Here is a 17,456-nt window from a genome sequence, read left to right as displayed (position 1 = left end):
GGCGCCTGCCCAGAGTCCGGTCGGGGACGGTGGGCAGGCGCCGTCAGTGTTCCGTACGCCGTTGTACGGGACGTCTTTCGGGGTGCCGTCAGACCGCCAGGGAGCGGTCGGTCGGGCGGATCGGGGCCGGCAGGTCGCTGGCACCGGTCAGGAACCGGTCGACACCGCGGGCGGCCGAGCGGCCCTCCGCGATCGCCCACACGATCAGGGACTGGCCGCGGCCGGCGTCACCGGCGACGAACACACCCGGCACGTTGGTCTGGAAGTCGGCGTCGCGGGCGATGTTACCGCGTTCGTCGAGGTCCAGGCCGAACTGGTCGACGAGGCCGTTCTCGCGGTCCGTGCCCGTGAAGCCCATGGCGAGGGTGACCAGCTGGGCCGGGATCTTGCGCTCGGTGCCCGGCTTGGAGGTCAGCCTGCCGTCGACGAACTCCACCTCGGCCAGGTGCAGCCACTGCACATTGCCGTCCTCGTCGCCCTCGAAGTGGGTGGTGGAGGCGGAGTAGATCCGCTCGCCGCCCTCCTCGTGGGCCGAGGTGACCTTGTAGAGGATCGGGAAGGTCGGCCAGGGCTGGTTCGTCACGTGCCGCTCGTCGTTCGGGCGCGGCATGATCTCCAGCTGGGTGACGGAGGCCGCGCCCTGGCGGTGGGCGGTGCCCACGCAGTCCGCGCCGGTGTCACCGCCGCCGATGACGACGACGTGCTTGCCCTCGGCCGAGATCGGGGGCGCCACGTAGTCGCCCTCCTGGACCTTGTTCGCCAGGGGCAGGTACTCCATCGCCTGGTGGATGCCCTTGAGTTCGCGCCCCGGCACCGGCAGGTCACGGGCGGTCGTCGCACCGGCGGCGATGACGATCGCGTCGTACCGCTTCTTCAGGTCGGTCGCCTTGAGGTCGCGGCCGATCTCGATGCCGGTGCGGAAGCGGGTGCCCTCCGCGCGCATCTGCTCGATACGGCGGTTGATGTGCCGCTTCTCCATCTTGAACTCGGGGATGCCGTATCGGAGGAGGCCTCCGACGCGGTCCGCGCGCTCGTAGACGGCGACGGTGTGGCCGGCCCGGGTCAGCTGCTGGGCGGCGGCGAGGCCCGCCGGGCCCGAGCCGATGACCGCGACCGTCTTGCCGGACAGGCGCTCGGGGGCCTGCGGGGCGACGGTGCCCGCGTCCCACGCCTTGTCGATGATCGAGACCTCGACGTTCTTGATGGTGACCGGCGGCTGGTTGATGCCGAGCACACACGCCGACTCGCAGGGGGCCGGGCAGAGGCGACCGGTGAACTCCGGGAAGTTGTTGGTCGCGTGCAGGCGCTCGGAGGCGGCCGACCAGTCCTCGCGGTAGGCGTAGTCGTTCCACTCGGGGATCAGGTTTCCGAGCGGACAGCCGTTGTGGCAGAACGGGATACCGCAGTCCATGCAGCGGCTGGCCTGCTTGCTGATGATCGGCAGCAGGGAGCCGGGGACGTAGACCTCGTTCCAGTCCTTGAGGCGCTCACCGACGGGACGGGTCTGGGCGACCTCGCGGCCGTGGTTCAGGAAGCCCTTCGGGTCAGCCATTGATCGCCGCCTCCATCATCTTCTCGGTGATCTCGGTCTCGGTCAGACCGGCTCGCTCGGCGGCGTCCTTGGCGGCGAGCACTGCCTTGTACGTGCTGGGGATGATCTTGCTGAACCGGGCCACGGCCACGTCCCAGTCGGCGAGCAGCTTCTCGGCGACCGTCGAGCCGGTCTCCTCGGCGTGGCGGCGCACCACGTCGTGCAGCCACTGCTTGTCCGCCTCGTCCAGCGCCTCCACCGACTCGACGTTGCCGATGTTGACGTTGTCGCGGTCGAGGTCGATGACGTAGGCGACGCCACCGGACATGCCCGCCGCGAAGTTGCGGCCGGTCGGGCCGAGGACGACCGCGCGGCCGCCGGTCATGTACTCGCAGCCGTGGTCGCCCACGCCCTCGGAGACGACCAGCGCGCCGGAGTTGCGGACGCAGAACCGCTCACCGGTACGGCCGCGCAGGTACAGCTCGCCGCCGGTGGCGCCGTAGCCGATGGTGTTGCCCGCGATGGTCGAGTACTCGGCGAGGTGGTCGGCCGCGCGGTCCGGGCGGACGACGACACGGCCGCCGGAGAGGCCCTTGCCGACGTAGTCGTTGGCGTCGCCCTCCAGGCGGAGCGTCACACCGCGCGGCAGGAACGCGCCGAAGGACTGGCCGGCCGAGCCGGTGAAGGTGATGTCGATGGTGTCCTCGGGCAGGCCCGCGCCACCGAACTTCTTCGTCACCTCGTGGCCGAGCATGGTGCCGACCGTGCGGTTGATGTTGCGGATGGCGACCTGGGCGCGCACCGGCTGGGCCTCGGTCGCGTCGTTCGCGGCCAGGGCGTCGGCGGCGAGCTTGATCAGCTCGTTGTCCAGGGCCTTCTCCAGGCCGTGGTCCTGCTGGATCAGCTGGTGGCGCACCGCGCCCTCGGGCAGGTCGGGCACGTGGAACAGCGGCTCCAGGTCCAGGCCCTGCGCCTTCCAGTGGTCCACCGCGCGCTCGACGTCCAGCACCTCGGCGTGGCCGACGGCCTCCTCGATGGAGCGGAAGCCCAGCTCGGCCAGCAGCTCGCGGACCTCCTCGGCGATGAACTGGAAGAAGTTCACGACGTACTCGGCCTTGCCGGCGAAGCGGTCGCGCAGCGTCGGGTTCTGGGTGGCGATGCCGACCGGGCAGGTGTCCAGGTGGCAGACGCGCATCATCACACAGCCGGAGACGACCAGCGGAGCGGTCGCGAAACCGAACTCCTCGGCGCCGAGCAGCGCGGCGATGACCACGTCACGGCCGGTCTTCAGCTGGCCGTCGGTCTGGACGACGATCCGGTCGCGCAGGCCGTTGAGCAGCAGGGTCTGCTGCGTCTCGGCGAGGCCCAGCTCCCAGGGACCACCGGCGTGCTTCAGCGACGTCAGCGGGGAGGCACCCGTACCGCCGTCGTGGCCGGAGATGAGCACCACGTCCGCGTGCGCCTTGGAGACACCCGCGGCGACCGTGCCGACGCCGACCTCCGAGACCAGCTTCACGTGAATCCGCGCCTGCGGGTTCGCGTTCTTCAGGTCGTGGATCAGCTGGGCCAGGTCCTCGATGGAGTAGATGTCGTGGTGCGGCGGCGGGGAGATCAGGCCGACGCCCGGGGTGCTGTGCCGGGTCTTGGCGACCCAGGGGTACACCTTGTGGCCGGGCAGCTGGCCGCCCTCGCCGGGCTTGGCTCCCTGGGCCATCTTGATCTGGATGTCGTCCGCGTTGACCAGGTACTCGGAGGTCACGCCGAAGCGGCCGGAGGCGACCTGCTTGATGGCGGACCGGCGCGCCGGGTCGTACAGGCGCTCCGGGTCCTCGCCGCCCTCACCGGTGTTGGACTTGCCGCCCAGCTGGTTCATGGCGATGGCGAGGGTCTCGTGCGCCTCCTTGGAGATGGAGCCGTACGACATCGCGCCGGTCGAGAACCGCTTGACGATCTCGCTCGCCGGCTCGACCTCGTCGATGGAGATCGGGGCGCGGCCGGAGTCGAAGCCGAACAGGCCGCGCAGCGTCATCAGGCGCTCGGACTGCTCGTTCACCCGGGACGTGTACTTCTTGAAGATGTCGTAGCGGCCCGTGCGCGTGGAGTGCTGCAGGCGGAAGACCGTGTCCGGGTCGAACAGGTGCGGCTCGCCCTCACGGCGCCACTGGTACTCGCCGCCGATCTCCAGCGCGCGGTGCGCCGGGGCGATGCCGGAGGCCGGGTAGGCCTTGGCGTGGCGGGCGGCGACCTCGTCGGCGATGACGCCGATGCCGACGCCGCCGATCTTGGTGGCGGTGCCGTTGAAGTACTTCTCGACGAAGGCCTCGTCCAGGCCGACGGCCTCGAAGACCTGGGCGCCGCGGTAGGAGGCGACGGTGGAGATGCCCATCTTCGACATGACCTTCAGCACGCCCTTGCCGAGGGCGTAGATCAGGTTCTTGATGGCCTTCTCGGACTCGATGCCGCTGAGGAAGGTGCCCGCGCGCAGCAGGTCCTCGACCGACTCCATCGCCAGGTACGGGTTGACGGCGGCGGCGCCGAAGCCGATGAGCAGGGCAACGTGGTGGACCTCGCGGACGTCACCGGCCTCGACCAGCAGGCCCACGTGGGTGCGCTGCTTGGTGCGGATGAGGTGGTGGTGGACGGCCGCGGTGAGCAGCAGCGACGGGATCGGCGCGTGCTCGGCGTCGGAGTGCCGGTCGGACAGGACGATCAGGCGAGCGCCGTTGTCTATGGCCGCGTCGGCCTCGGCGCAGATCTCCGCGATGCGCGCGGCGAGCGAGTCACCGCCGCCGGAGACCCGGTACAGGCCCGACAGGGTCGCGGCCTTGAAGCCGGGCATGTCGCCGTCGGCGTTGATGTGGATGAGCTTGGCCAGCTCGTCGTTGTCGATGACCGGGAAGGGCAGCACGACGGACCGGCAGGAGGCCGCGGTCGGGTCGAGCAGGTTGCCCTGCGGGCCGAGGGACGAGCGCAGAGAAGTGACCAGTTCCTCGCGGATCGCGTCCAGCGGCGGGTTGGTGACCTGCGCGAACAGCTGGGTGAAGTAGTCGAAGAGCAGCCGCGGGCGCTCGGAGAGGGCGGCGATCGGCGAGTCGGTGCCCATGGAGCCGATCGGCTCGGCACCGGTGCGGGCCATCGGCGCCAGGATGACGCGCAGCTCCTCCTCGGTGTAGCCGAAGGTCTGCTGGCGGCGGGTGACCGAGGCGTGGGTGTGGACGATGTGCTCGCGCTCGGGCAGGTCGCCCAGCTCGATCTCGCCGGCCTCCAGCCATTCGGCGTACGGCTTCTCGCCGGCGAGGGCCGCCTTGATCTCGTCGTCCTCGATGATGCGGTGCTCGGCGGTGTCGACGAGGAACATGCGGCCGGGCTGCAGACGGCCCTTGCGGACGACCTTGGCCGGGTCGATGTCGAGGACGCCGACCTCGGAGCCGAGGACGACGAGGCCGTCGTCGGTGACCCAGTAGCGGCCGGGGCGCAGACCGTTGCGGTCGAGCACGGCGCCGACCTGGGTGCCGTCGGTGAAGGTGACGCAGGCGGGGCCGTCCCAGGGCTCCATCATCGTGGAGTGGAAGCCGTAGAAGGCGCGCCGGGCCGGGTCCATGGAGGCGTGGTTCTCCCACGCCTCCGGGATCATCATCAGCACGGAGTGCGGCAGCGAACGGCCGCCCAGGTGCAGCAGCTCCAGCACCTCGTCGAAGGAGGCGGAGTCGGAGGCGTCCGGCGTACAGACCGGGAAGACGCGGTCCAGCTCCTTGTCGCCGAACAGGTCGGAGACCAGCTGCGACTCACGGGCGCGCATCCAGTTGCGGTTGCCCTTGACGGTGTTGATCTCACCGTTGTGCGCGACGAAGCGGTACGGGTGCGCGAGCGGCCACGACGGGAAGGTGTTCGTGGAGAACCGGGAGTGCACGAGCGCGATCGCGGAGGCGAAGCGGCGGTCGGACAGGTCCGGGAAGAAGGGCTCCAGCTGGCCGGTGGTCAGCATGCCCTTGTACACGATCGTGCGCGCGGAGAGCGACGGGAAGTAGACGCCCGCCTCGCGCTCGGCGCGCTTGCGCAGCACGAACGCCTTGCGGTCCAGCGCGATGCCCTCGCTGGCGCCGTCGGCGACGAAGATCTGCCGGAAGACCGGCATGGTGGAGCGGGCAGTGGCGCCGAGCAGCTCCGGGGCGACGGGAACCGTGCGCCACCCGAGGACGGTCAGCCCTTCCTCGACGGCGATCGTCTCGATCTGCGAGACGGCCTCGGCGGTCTCGTCCTCCGGCAGGAAGGCGATACCGACGGCGTACGACCCGGCGGCGGGGAGTTCGAATCCGGCCACCTCGCGGAAGAAGGCGTCGGGCACCTGGGAGAGGATGCCCGCGCCGTCGCCCGAGTCGGGCTCGGAGCCGGTGGCACCGCGGTGCTCCAGGTTGCGCAGTACGGTGAGCGCCTGCTCGACCAGCGTGTGGGACGCCTCGCCGGTAAGGGTGGCGACGAAACCGACGCCACAGGCGTCGTGTTCGTTGCGGGGGTCGTACATACCCTGTGCAGCAGGGCGAGCATCCATGAACGACCAGTTCTGGCCATTCGCGGAGTGCTGGGACGGCTGGCGCGGCGTACGCATCGGCTCTCCCGTCGTCGTCATGTGGCATGTGGCAGGTGCCGAGGGACGACGTTGGCCCTCTGCGTGAGATCAAAATTTCGTGCAGGTTACATGATGGAGCGGTTCTCGGGAAGCGGATACCCCGTTCCAACATGCGGACACCACGGGGTCCGTGGCCAGGTGCCGCACGGGGCGGCGGGGGTGCCACGCGAGGGCGGCGGGTGCCGCACACCGCGGCCGTCGTACCGCACGGCGGCGGTCGGGCCACGCAGAGCGGCGGTCATGCCGCGCAGGGCGGCCAGTGGTGCCGCGCGGAGCGGCGAACGCATGAAAGAGACCGTTACGAACGAGATCGATCGGATCGTCGCCCGGCGGCCCAAGGGGGGGGCGGGGGGAGCGTCTTCACTCACCCCGCGGGGGTGCGACAGGCGTCGTTGCCTGCGGCGCTTACGGCTCATGCCCGGTGGTCACACAGTCGAAACCAGCGAGTAACGGGCTACGGCGGCTACTTATGCGGCCCAACGCATAAGTGCCGGCGGCGCTATCCTACGGCCGTTCCGAACAGGCCGCCCAGGGCGTACGTCACACCGGCCGCGGCACCGCCCAGCACCAGCTGCCTGAGGCCGCTGTACCACCAGCTCCGCGCGGTCACCCTGGCCACGACGGCGCCACACCCGAAGAGCCCGGCGAGAGCGAGCAGCACGGCGGGCCACAGCACGGTCGCGCCGAGGAGATACGGCAGTACGGGCAGCAGGGCGCCGAGGGCGAAGGACCCGAACGACGACACGGCGGCGACCAGCGGCGACGGCAGGTCACCGGGGTCGATCCCCAGCTCCTCCCGGGCGTGTATCTCCAGCGCCTGCTCGGGGTCCTTGGACAGCTGCCGGGCCACCTCGCGCGCCAGGTCGGGCTCCACTCCGCGGGCGACGTACAGCGCGGCCAGCTCGGCCTCCTCGTCCTGCGGGTGCTTGCGCAGCTCACGGCGCTCGACATCCAGCTCGGCCTCGACCAGCTCCCGCTGGGATGCGACGGAGGTGTACTCACCGGCGGCCATGGAGAAGGCGCCGGCGGCGAGCCCCGCGAGGCCGGTGATGACCATCGTCTGCTGGCTCACGGCACCGCCGGCCACACCGGTCAGCAGGGCGAGGTTGGAGACGAGTCCGTCCATGGCACCGAAGACGGCGGGGCGCAGCCAGCCGCCGTTGACATCGCGGTGGGTGTGGTTGTCCCGGTGCGCCTCATGCAGCGCGGCCTGGGTTTCGATGACGGCCATGCGGACCCCCGGATAGCTTAGCCAAAGCTAACTTTGGACGAGTTCTACTTTTCGACTATCCAGAATCTACGCCTATTCATCCATGCTCGCCACCAAGGAAAGGCTGGGCTAACCTGCGCCTTTACCTGCCTTTGCTCATCCGTGCAGGCTTTAGCTCAGATGCCATGAGAGTGACTCGGAAGCTCCGGAGGCTCGTGTGGCCGGACGCCGTGGCACACATCCGCAAAGCGTTTTCGTGGTCCCGCTCGTCTTCGTGGTCCCGCTGGTCTTCGTGGTCCGCTGAAGGAGGCCGCACATGGCATCGACCGCCCGCACTCCCCGGGTCCCGGCGCCCGACGACGCCGGGCTGCGCGACAGGGCCCGCGGCGCGCTGCTCGGCCTCGCCGTCGGAGACGCGCTGGGGGCACCCGCGGAGAACCTCAAGCCGTCCGAGATCCGCACCCGCTGGGGCCGCATCACGGACTACGTCACGGCCACGCCCTCCGGTACGGACGACACGGAGTACGCGATCTTCTCCGGCCTCCTCCTCGCCCGGCACGGCTCGGCGCTCACCCCGGCCCATGTGGAGGCGGCCTGGCACGAGTGGATCGCCGACCGCACCGAGGGCCCCTTCCGGGGCGCGGGCTTCAGCGAGCGCGGCACCCTGGAGAACCTGCGCCGCGGCCTTGCGGCGCCCATCTCGGCCCAGCACCGCCACGCCTGGAGCGACGGCCTGGCGATGCGCGCGGCCCCCTTCGGCGTCTTCGCGGCCGGCCGCCCCGCCGAAGCGGCCCGCCTGGTGGCGATCGACGGTTCGATCAGCCACGAGGGCGAGGGCATCCACGGCGGCCAGGCGGTCGCGGCCGGGGTCGCGGCGGCGATGACCGGCGCCCCGGTCCCGGTGGTGATCGCGGCCGCCCTCGCGGTCGTCCCGGACGACTCCTGGACGGCACGCTCCCTGCGCCGTGCCGTCGCCGTGGCCCACCGCGGCGAACGCGCGGTCCGCCGGGCGGTCGTCATCGGCGGCTATCCCTGGACCGACCTGGCCCCCGAGGCGGTCGCCCTCGCCTTCGGCGCGTACGCGGCGGCCGACGGCGACTTCGAGGAGGCGGTCCTGACGGCCGTCAACATGGGCCGCGACGCGGACACGACGGCGGCGGTGGCCGGCGCCCTGTCCGGCGCGACCCACGGCATCTCCGCGATCCCCCCGCCGTGGGCCTGCGCCATCGGTCCGGCCCGCGGCCGCTGCCTGCCGTCCATGGCGGGCCACCACATCCTGGACGTGGCGGAACTCCTCGTCCCCGGGGAGGGCGGGAAGTGGGGGGCTGGGGTGGTGCTTCCGGGGGTGCTCCCGTCCACCTCCCAGCCAGCCGATTCAGGTGGGTGGGCGGGCCGGCAAAGCCCCCTGGTGGGTGTGGACGGCGAGGGTCGGCCATGACATCCCGGCGTATCGAGGGGCTGCTGCTGGGCCTGGCCGCAGGCGATGCCGCCGGCTGGCCCGCCGCCCGGCACCGCGCCGCCCGTATGCCCGAGTGGACCCGCCGTCTCACCCGCGAACTGGACACCTTCGCCGAGCAGAACGCGACCACGACACTCCCCGTCCCCATCGCCCTCAACCAACCCCCCGAACCCCTCCGACTCGGCCCCTCCGACGACGCCGAGTGGGCGGCCTTCGCCGCGGAGGCGGTGCTGCGGGCCGGCACCGACGACGTCCTCGGCGACCTCAGCCGAGAACGCCGTACCCGTGCCGCCATCGACCTCACCTGGACCGCCGTGGCCGCGGAAGTCGCCGCCGCCGCGGACCGCGCGCCCGAGGTCGAGTCCGCCGTGCTCCCCCTGCGCGCCCGCATCTCCGTCCGCGCCGGTCTCGGCAACCTCGCCACCGGCCTGCGCCCGCCCGCCACCGGCCACGACAACCCGCACTACTTCGACGACGCCGCCTGCGTCCGCGCCTGCGTCCTCGCCGTGGCCCACACCGGCGACCCCGAACGCGCCGCCGCCCTCGCCGAGTTCGACGCCCGCTACACCCAGGACGGCGACGGCGTGCACGGCGCCCGCGCCATGGCCGCGGCGCTCGCGCTGGCCCTCGCCGACGCCGACCCGGACACCTGCGTGGCCGCCGCGCTCGCCGAACTCCCGGCCGACACCGAGATCGGCCGCAACGCCCGCCACGCGCTCGCCCTCGCCGAGGACAGCGAGTCCGCCTTCGCCCTGGTCCCGCCCCTGGAGCACCAGATCGTCGACCACGTCTACAGCTACGGCGTCGCCGCCGCCGAGACCGTCCCGGTCGCCCTGGCCCTGACCGCCGCGGCCGGCGGCCGTATCGCCGAGGCCGTACCCGCGGCCGCCTGCCTGTCCCGCGTCGCCGACTCCGCCCCCGCCCTCGCGGGCGCCCTCACCGGAGCCCTCGGCGGCGGCGCGGCCATCCCGGGCACCTGGCGGGACGCCTGCCGCACCCTGTCCGGCTGCGCCCTGCCCCGCCTCACCGGCACCGACCTGGTGGAACTCGCCGGACTCCTGGAAGCCGCACAACCGGCCCGCCCAGGAGGATGATTCGGGGCATGACGCCCACAGAGCCCGAATGCCCCGCAGGGCCTGAAGAAGCACAAAACGGCGGCACAGCTCCGTACGGACTCGCCGAACGGATCACCGGCGCCCTCGTCGGTGCCGCCGTCGGCGACGCCCTCGGCGGTCCGGTCGAGGGCTACGACCCCGAGCGGATCGCCGAGCGCCACGGCGGCCGCGTCCTCGGCATCGTCGGCCCCTGGCACGGCGACGCCTGGCGCACCGCGCGCCCCATCGCCCCGTACCACAAGGGCGACGGGCACGTGACCGACGACACCCTGATGACCCACGCGCTGGTACGGGTCTACGCCCGGGTCCGCGACCACCTCGACGCCTACGCGATCGCCGAGCACCTGGTCCCGGACCTGATGACCAACCCGCGCTGGATCCCGGAACTGGAGGCGGAGGCGCTGCCGCTGCAGCGTCTCTTCCTCGCCGAGAAGTGGCTCGTGGCCCGGCTCGCCTACGGTCACGCCGACCCCCGGGAGGCGGGCGTCGGCAACATCGTCAACTGCGGCGCGGCGATGTACACGGCCCCCGTCGGCCTGGTCAACGCGGCCCATCCGGACGCCGCCTACGCCGAGGCGCTGGACATCGCCGGTGCGCACCAGTCGTCGTACGGCCGTGAGGCGGCCGGTGTCCTCGCCGCGGCCGTCGCCGCCGCCACGACGCCCGGCGCGACCCCGGACTCGGTCGTCACCGCCTGCCTGTCCCTGGCGAAGGACGGCACGCGCGAGGCGATCGAGAAGGTCTGCGAAGTGGCCCGCGAGCACAGCGACTTCGAGTCGGCGCTACGGCCCCTGCGCGCGGCGGTGGCCCCGTACGACACCGTCGGCCCCGACTACCGCGCGCCCTCCCTGGCCGCCCGCCGCCCCTCGCGGCTGCACGCGATCGAGGAACTGCCCGTCGCCCTCGGCATGTTGCTGGTCTCCGGCGGCGACTACCGGCATGCCGTGCTCGGCGCGGTCAACTACGGCCGCGACTGCGACTCGATCGCCACGATGGCCGGTGCCCTCGCGGGCGCCCTCGGCTCACCCGTCCCGGAGGACTGGGCGAAGACGGTGGCGGAGGCGAGCCGCCTGGACCTGTGGGCGCCGGCCCGCACGCTCACCGAGGTCGCACGGGAGATCTTCGAGCGGGACGTCGTCCGGCGCCGGGCGCACGAGCGGGCGTTCACGGCACTCGGAGGCACCGCATGCTCCGACTGACCTGGGTCCAGCCGGAGGACCTGCTGGGTCATGAACTCCGCCAGGCCCGTCTGGACGGCCGGGAGCCGTCGGCGATCGAGGCGCGCTGGCGAGCGGCGGGCGGCCCGGACGCCCCGCCCCGGGCGGGCGCGTCCGCCCACCGGGCCTCCCGATACCTGCGCCTCCTGGCGGAGGACCTGCTGGACGAACTGGCCGACCTTCCCAGCGCACTGTCCGAGGACGAGCCGACGGACCTCGCCCGCATCAAGTCCCTGTGCGCGGACTGGCCCGGTGCGGGCAGCCGCGGCCAGTCGCGCCCCGCCCCCGCCCCGGCCGCCCTCGAAGCCGCCTGGCTCGGCCGGGCCATCGGCTGCCTCCTCGGAAAGCCGGTCGAGAAGCTCCCCCTCGACGGCATCCGCGCCCTCGCCCGAGCCTCCGGCAACTGGCCCCTCGCCGCCTACTTCACCGCTGTCGGCGTCCCGGCGGACCTCCTCGCCGAGCACCCCTGGAACCGCCGCTCGGCCCCCACCTCCCTCGCCGAGAACATCGACGGCATGCCGCAGGACGACGACCTCGACTACCCCCTGCTGAACCTGCTTCTGCTGCGCCGGTACGGAAAGACCTTCACCACCTTCGACGTGGCCCGGCTCTGGCTGGACGAACTCCCGCCCGGCCGCACCTTCACCGCCGAGCGCATCGCCCACCGCAACCTCCTCACCGGCATCGAACCCCCGCACACCGCCCGCCACCGCAACCCCTTCCGCGAGTGGATCGGCGCCCTGATCCGCGCCGACGTGCACGGCTGGACCAACCCCGGCGACCCGGCCGCCGCGGCCGAGCAGGCGCACCGCGACGCGGTCCTCACCCACACCGCCAACGGCGTCTACGCGGCGATGTTCACGGCCGCCGTCATCGCCACCGCCGCCGGCGGCGGTCATGACGTCCACGCCTGTCTGCGCACCGGCCGCCGGGTGATCCCGCCCCGCTCCCGGCTCGCGCGGGCGATCGACCACGCCGTCCGGCTGGCCGAGTCCCACGAGGACTTCGACGACGTCGTGGACGCGCTCCACGCCCGCTACTCCCCCGCCCATCACTGGGTCCACGCCATCCCCAACACCGCTGTGCTCACCGCCGCGCTCACCCACGCGGACGGCGACTTCACCGGTTCCATCTGCCGTGCGGTGTCGGGCGGCCTGGACACCGACTCGGGCGGCGCCACGGCCGGCAGCATCGCGGGACTGCTCGCGGGTGACCCCGCCGCCCTCCCCGACCGCTGGCGGGCCCCGCTGAAGAACCGGCTCGCCACCACCGTCGCCGACTTCGACGGCGCCGGCTTCGACACCCTCGCCCACCTCACCCATCTGGAGGCGACCCGCCCATGACCCACATCGTCGTCCTCGGCAGCACGAACATGGACCTCGTCACCTATGTCGCCAAGGCCCCGCAGCGCGGCGAGACCGTGACGGGACGGGAGTTCCATACGATCCCCGGCGGCAAGGGGTCCAACCAGGCGATCGCCGCGGCCCGCGCCGGCGCCACGGTCTCGATGATCGGCGCGGTCGGCAACGACGCCTTCGGCCTGCGGCTGCGCGACACCCTCGAACACTCCGGCGTGGACACGGACTTCCTGCGCACGGTCGAGGGCCCGTCCGGCACCGCGCACATCGTGGTGGACGACGAGGGCGCCAACTCCATCGTCGTCATCCCCGGCGCGAACGGCACCGTAGACCACCTCTCCCCCGGCGACGAGGGCCTGATCGCCTCCGCCGACGCCCTGCTGCTGCAGCTGGAGATCCCGCTGGCCGCGGTCGTCGCGGGCGCCGAGGCGGCCCGCCGGCACGGGGTCCGCACGGTCCTCACCCCCGCGCCCGCCCAGCCGCTGCCGCCCGAACTCCTCACCGCGACCGACCTGTTGGTGCCCAACGAGTACGAGGCGGTCACCCTCACCGGCCGCACCGACCCGCGCGAGGCCGCCGCCGCCCTGCTGGACCTGGTGCCGCAGGTCGTCGTCACCCTGGGCGCGACCGGCAGCCTCTACCTGGCCCGGGGCACCGAGCCGCTCGTGATCCCGGCGCCGAAGGTCACCGCCGTCGACTCCACCGGCGCCGGTGACACCTTCGTCGGCGCGCTGGCGGTGGCCCTCGCCGAGGAGAAACCGGTGCGGGAGGCCCTGTCCTGGGCGGCCGCCGCCGCGGCGATCTCCGTCCAGCGGGCCGGAGCGTCGGCGTCGATGCCGTACCGCTCGGAGATCGACGCCCAGTGCACCGCGTGAGGAGCCCTCGATGAGGTACGACGCATGAGTACGACGACGGCACCGGCCCTGGCCGGTCTGCGGGTGCTGGACCTGGCGACGCTGTTCGCGGGCCCGCTGGCCGCCACGCTGCTCGGTGACTTCGGCGCCGAGGTGATCAAGGTCGAGCATCCGCGCAGGCCCGACCCGTCCCGCGGGCACGGCCCGGCCAGGCACGGCGTCGGCCTGTGGTGGAAGGTGCTCGGCCGCAACAAGCGCACCATCACCCTGGACCTGTCCACGCCCGGCGGCCGTGCCACCCTGCTCCGGCTCGCCGCCACCGCCGACGTGGTGATCGAGAACTTCCGCCCCGGCACCCTGGAGAAGTGGGACCTCGGCTGGGCGGAGCTGTCCGCGGCCAACCCGCGGCTGGTCCTCGCCCGGGTCACCGCCTTCGGCCAGTTCGGCCCGTACGCGCACCGGCCCGGCTTCGGCACGCTCGCCGAGGCCATGAGCGGCTTCGCCGCGATCACCGGCGAACCTCAGGCGCCGCCCACGCTCCCGCCCTTCGGGCTCGCGGACTCGGTCGCGGGCCTCGCCACCGCCTGCGCCGTGCTCACCGCGCTGTCCGCGCGGGAGCGCACCGGCGCCGGGCAGATCGTCGACATGGCGATCATCGAGCCGATCCTGTCGGTCCTCGGCCCCCACCCCACCTGGTACGACCAGCTGGGCCACGTCCAGCAGCGCACCGGCAACCGGTCGGCGAACAACGCCCCGCGCAACACCTACCGCACCGCCGACGGCCTCTGGGTCGCCCTCTCCACCTCCGCGCAGTCGGTCGCGGAGCGGGTGATGCGGCTGGTGGGCCGCCCGGAGCTGATCGAGGAACCATGGTTCGCCACCGGTGCGGACCGCGCAGCCCACGCCGACGTCCTGGACGAGGCGGTCGGCTCCTGGATCGCCGCCCGCACCCGCGCCGAGGTACTGGCGGCCTTCGAGAAGGCCGAGGCAGCAGCGGCCCCGATCCACGACATCCGGGACGTCCTGGAAGACCCCCAGTACCGGGCGCTGGACACGATCACCACGGTCCCCGACCCCGAACTGGGCCCGCTGCGCATGCAGAACGTCCTCTTCCGGCTCTCCTCGACCCCCGGCGCGATCCGCTGGGCCGGCCGCCCGCACGGCGCCGACACGGAGGCGGTCCTCACCGAGCTGGGTCTCACCCCGGCCGAGCTGCGCGCCCTGCACGAGGAGGGCGCCCTGTGAGGCCGTGCCCGCTCACCTGGCTCTACGCCCCCGGCGACCGTCCGCCCGTGGTGGCCAAGGCGCTGACCGCGGGCGCCGACGTGGTGGTGATCGACCTGGAGGACGCTGTCGCCCCGGACCGCAAGGAGTACGCCCGCGCGGCCACTTCCGACCTCCTCGCCGGCCCCCAGCCGGTCCCGGTGCACGTCCGGGTCAACGCCCTGGACAGCCCCTGGGCCGCCACGGACCTGGCCACCCTCGCCGCACTGCCCGGCCTGGCCGGCCTACGGCTGCCGAAGGTGACCGGCCCGGACCAGATCAGGCAGGTCGCCGCGGCCGCCTCCGTCCCGCTGTACGCCCTGCTGGAGACGGCCCTCGGCATCGAGCACGCCCACGCCATCGCCACCGCCCACCCGGCCCTGCGGGGCATCGCCCTCGGCGAGGCGGATCTGCGGGCCGACCTGGGGGTACGGGCCGAAGCGGGCCTCGACTGGCCGCGCTCCCGGGTGATCGTCGCCGCCCGTGCGGCGGGCCTCGCCCCACCGCCCCAGTCGGTCCACCCCGACATCCGCGACCTGGACGGCCTCGCCGCCTCCTGCGCCCACGGCCGCACCCTCGGCTTCCTGGGCCGCGCCGCGATCCACCCCCGGCAGCTCCCGGTGATCGAACGGGCCTATCTGCCCACCCCGGCGGAGATCGAACACGCGGAGACGGTCCTTGAGGCAGCGGCGGCCAGGCCGGGAGCCCAGGCCCTCCCCGACGGCCGCTTCATCGACGCGGCGGCGGTGGGCGTGGCCAGGCGAACGCTGGCGCTGGCGCGCCGGAGCTGACCTCGTACGCCGAGGGCGCCCGGCCGCTTTCCCTGTGCGGCTACCGCCGCGCGGCCCGGGCGCCCTCGGTGTCGTACACCCGGTCGTCAGCTCTTCTTCGTCGCCGACTCGGCCTCGTCCTTTGTGGCAGCTGCCCCGGCCTTGTCCTCGGACTCGCCCTCGGCCTCCGCCTCGGTGGCGGCAGCCTCGGGCTCCTCCGGCTCCTGGGGCGCGTCACCGGGTACGTCCTCAGCGGCCCCCGGCTCGACCACGGCTTCCCGGCCGGGGCGCTTCCTGGACGACACCGCGATGTACGTCACCGCCAGCAGGAACACGATGATCGCGGTCCAGTCGTTGAGGCGGAGGCCCAGGATGTGGTGCGCGTCGTCCACGCGCATGTACTCGATCCAGCCGCGGCCCACGCAGTACGCCGCGACGTACAGCGCGAACGCCCGGCCATGGCCCATCTTGAAGCGGCGGTCGGCCCAGATGACCAGCAGGCCCACGCCGAGGCACCACAGGGACTCGTAGAGGAAGGTCGGGTGGTAGTAGCCCGGCACCCGGCCGCCCTCGGAGGAGGTGATGTGCAGGGCCCACGGAACATGCGTCTCACGACCGTACAGCTCCTGGTTGAACCAGTTGCCCCAGCGGCCGATGGCCTGCGCGAAGGCGATACAGGGCGCGACGGCGTCGGCGTACGCCGGCATCGGGACGCCGCGACGGCGCGCGCCGATCCACGCGCCGAGCGCACCGAGCGCGATCGCGCCCCAGATGCCGAGGCCGCCCTCCCACACCTTGAAGGCGTCCACCCAGTCACGGCCCGGGCTGAAGTACAGCTCGTAGTCCGTGATCACGTGGTACAGCCGGCCGCCGACCAGACCGAACGGCACCGCCCAGACCGCGATGTCGGCGACCGTGCCGGCCCGCCCTCCACGAGCGATCCAGCGCTTGTTGCCGAGCCAGACGGCGACGAAGACGCCGATGATGATGCAGAAGGCGTAGCCGCGCAGCGGGATGGGCCCGAGGTACAGCACCCCGCGCGACGGGCTGGGAATGTAGGAAAGTTCCATGGCAGGTCCGACGCTACCGTGCCGGGCCGCGGGGACGGCAAGCAGCCCGGCTACGGCTCCATAACGGGGACGTGAGAAAAACAGGCGGGCGGAGGATGATCCCTTACCCTCGGTCGGCCTGCTCCACCATCTGCTTGAGCTTGGCCGGGGTCATGGTCTGGTCCTGGTAGATGTTCTTCCCGCCGAGCAGGACCGTGGGCGTACCGGTGAAGCCGCCGCTCTGGAAGGCCTTCTGGGACTTGTTCACCCAGCTGTCGTGGGTGCCGTCGTTGACGCACTTCTGGAAGGCGGGCGTGTCCAGCCCGCCGACCTTGCCCGCCAGCTCGATCAGCTTGGCGTTGCTGGAGTAGGCGTCGTCGGTCTCCTTGGGCTGGTTCGCGTACAGCACGTCGTGGTAGTCGCGGAACTTTCCGGCGTCCTGGGCGCAGGCCGCGGCGTTGGCCGCGCGCAGGGAGCCGGTGCCGCGGAGGTTGCCGTCGATCAGCCGGACCAGGTGGTACTCGATTCTGAGCTTGCCGGAGTCGGCCAGCTCATGGAGCGTCGGGCGGTAGGCGACCTCGAAGGCCTGGCAGGCCGGGCAGCGCAGGTCCTCCCAGACGGTGAGCGTCGACCTGGCGCCGTCCTTGCCGACCGGGATCGCGAGACTGTCCTTGCCCTGGGCGCCCGAGGGCGCCACGACCGGGCCCGCCTTCTCGCCCTTGTTCTTGCCGGCGTTCGCGGCCAGAACGCCGATCACCGCCGCGAGGCCCAGGACGCAGACGATGCTCGCGCCCACGATCAGACTGCGCCGTCGCCTGTCCACGGCCTTCTGCTTCTCGCGCTCGACCGCCAGCCGCTCCCGGGCGGTGCGCTTTCCGTCACGGTTCTTCTCGCTCACACCCCCAGAACGAACCGGGGAGGCGCAGCGCGCCTCCCCGGCCAGAGGTCCACCCGTTCGAGTGACCGAATATTCCGTTACGGACAGATACGAATGACGAATGAA

General features: G+C 72.5%; 12 protein-coding genes. 7 read left to right on the top strand and 5 right to left on the bottom strand.

Annotated elements, in window-relative coordinates; genetic code table 11:
* Positions 1-88: 88 nt before the first annotated feature.
* From AB0L75_RS11935 to AB0L75_RS11925, 3 genes are all read right to left on the bottom strand, one after another.
* The gene (locus AB0L75_RS11935; protein ID WP_365179061.1) at positions 89-1,552 is read right to left on the bottom strand and encodes a glutamate synthase subunit beta; all 1,464 of its coding nucleotides are present in this window, start codon (positions 1,550-1,552) and stop codon (positions 89-91) included.
* Positions 1,545-6,137, bottom strand: coding sequence for a glutamate synthase large subunit (gltB, locus tag AB0L75_RS11930; protein WP_365179058.1), 4,593 nt, complete (start codon positions 6,135-6,137; stop codon positions 1,545-1,547). The genes AB0L75_RS11935 and gltB overlap by 8 nt, the downstream gene beginning before the upstream one ends.
* 520 nt (positions 6,138-6,657) lie before the next feature.
* On the bottom strand, positions 6,658-7,389 hold the full coding sequence (locus AB0L75_RS11925; RefSeq protein WP_365179055.1) for a VIT1/CCC1 transporter family protein: 732 nt from the start codon (positions 7,387-7,389) through the stop codon (positions 6,658-6,660).
* A gap of 295 nt (positions 7,390-7,684) precedes the next feature.
* Here AB0L75_RS11925 and AB0L75_RS11920 point away from each other — a divergent pair, with 295 nt between their 5' ends.
* From AB0L75_RS11920 to AB0L75_RS11890, 7 genes are read left to right on the top strand one after another with little or no spacing between them, the layout of a single operon-like run.
* Positions 7,685-8,806: an ADP-ribosylglycohydrolase family protein gene (locus AB0L75_RS11920; protein WP_365179051.1), complete on the top strand. Its 1,122-nt coding sequence runs from the start codon at positions 7,685-7,687 to the stop codon at positions 8,804-8,806.
* Positions 8,803-9,921, top strand: coding sequence for an ADP-ribosylglycohydrolase family protein (locus AB0L75_RS11915; protein WP_365179048.1), 1,119 nt, complete (start codon positions 8,803-8,805; stop codon positions 9,919-9,921). Before AB0L75_RS11920 ends, AB0L75_RS11915 begins: the two co-directional genes overlap by 4 nt.
* A gap of 8 nt (positions 9,922-9,929) precedes the next feature.
* Positions 9,930-11,141 carry an ADP-ribosylglycohydrolase family protein gene (locus tag AB0L75_RS11910; protein ID WP_365179046.1) on the top strand — a complete coding sequence of 404 codons (1,212 nt, stop codon included), beginning with the start codon at positions 9,930-9,932 and terminating at the stop codon, positions 11,139-11,141.
* Positions 11,129-12,502 (top strand): ADP-ribosylglycohydrolase family protein, encoded by a 1,374-nt coding sequence (locus AB0L75_RS11905; protein ID WP_365179043.1) that lies wholly within the window; start codon positions 11,129-11,131, stop codon positions 12,500-12,502. The genes AB0L75_RS11910 and AB0L75_RS11905 overlap by 13 nt, the downstream gene beginning before the upstream one ends.
* On the top strand, positions 12,499-13,392 hold the full coding sequence (rbsK, locus tag AB0L75_RS11900; protein WP_365179040.1) for a ribokinase: 894 nt from the start codon (positions 12,499-12,501) through the stop codon (positions 13,390-13,392). Before AB0L75_RS11905 ends, rbsK begins: the two co-directional genes overlap by 4 nt.
* 24 nt (positions 13,393-13,416) lie before the next feature.
* A complete protein-coding gene (locus AB0L75_RS11895; protein WP_365179037.1) occupies positions 13,417-14,616 on the top strand; it encodes a CoA transferase in 1,200 nt (399 codons plus the stop codon).
* Positions 14,613-15,425, top strand: a complete 813-nt coding sequence (locus AB0L75_RS11890; protein WP_365179034.1) for a CoA ester lyase — start codon at positions 14,613-14,615, stop codon at positions 15,423-15,425. The genes AB0L75_RS11895 and AB0L75_RS11890 overlap by 4 nt, the downstream gene beginning before the upstream one ends.
* A gap of 86 nt (positions 15,426-15,511) precedes the next feature.
* Here the strand turns inward: AB0L75_RS11890 and lgt are convergent, their stop codons facing one another.
* Positions 15,512-16,474 (bottom strand): prolipoprotein diacylglyceryl transferase, encoded by a 963-nt coding sequence (gene lgt, locus AB0L75_RS11885; protein WP_365179031.1) that lies wholly within the window; start codon positions 16,472-16,474, stop codon positions 15,512-15,514.
* Positions 16,475-16,577: 103 nt separating this feature from the next.
* Complete coding sequence (locus AB0L75_RS11880) at positions 16,578-17,351, bottom strand: thioredoxin domain-containing protein (protein ID WP_365179028.1); 774 nt, start codon at positions 17,349-17,351, stop codon at positions 16,578-16,580.
* Positions 17,352-17,456: the final 105 nt, after the last annotated feature.

The sequence above is a fragment of the Streptomyces sp. NPDC052101 genome (assembly GCF_040680235.1).
Taxonomy (GTDB): Bacteria; Actinomycetota; Actinomycetes; order Streptomycetales; family Streptomycetaceae; genus Streptomyces.
Note: the sequence above shows the minus strand (reverse complement) of the source record. Positions and strands in the feature narration are given on the sequence as shown.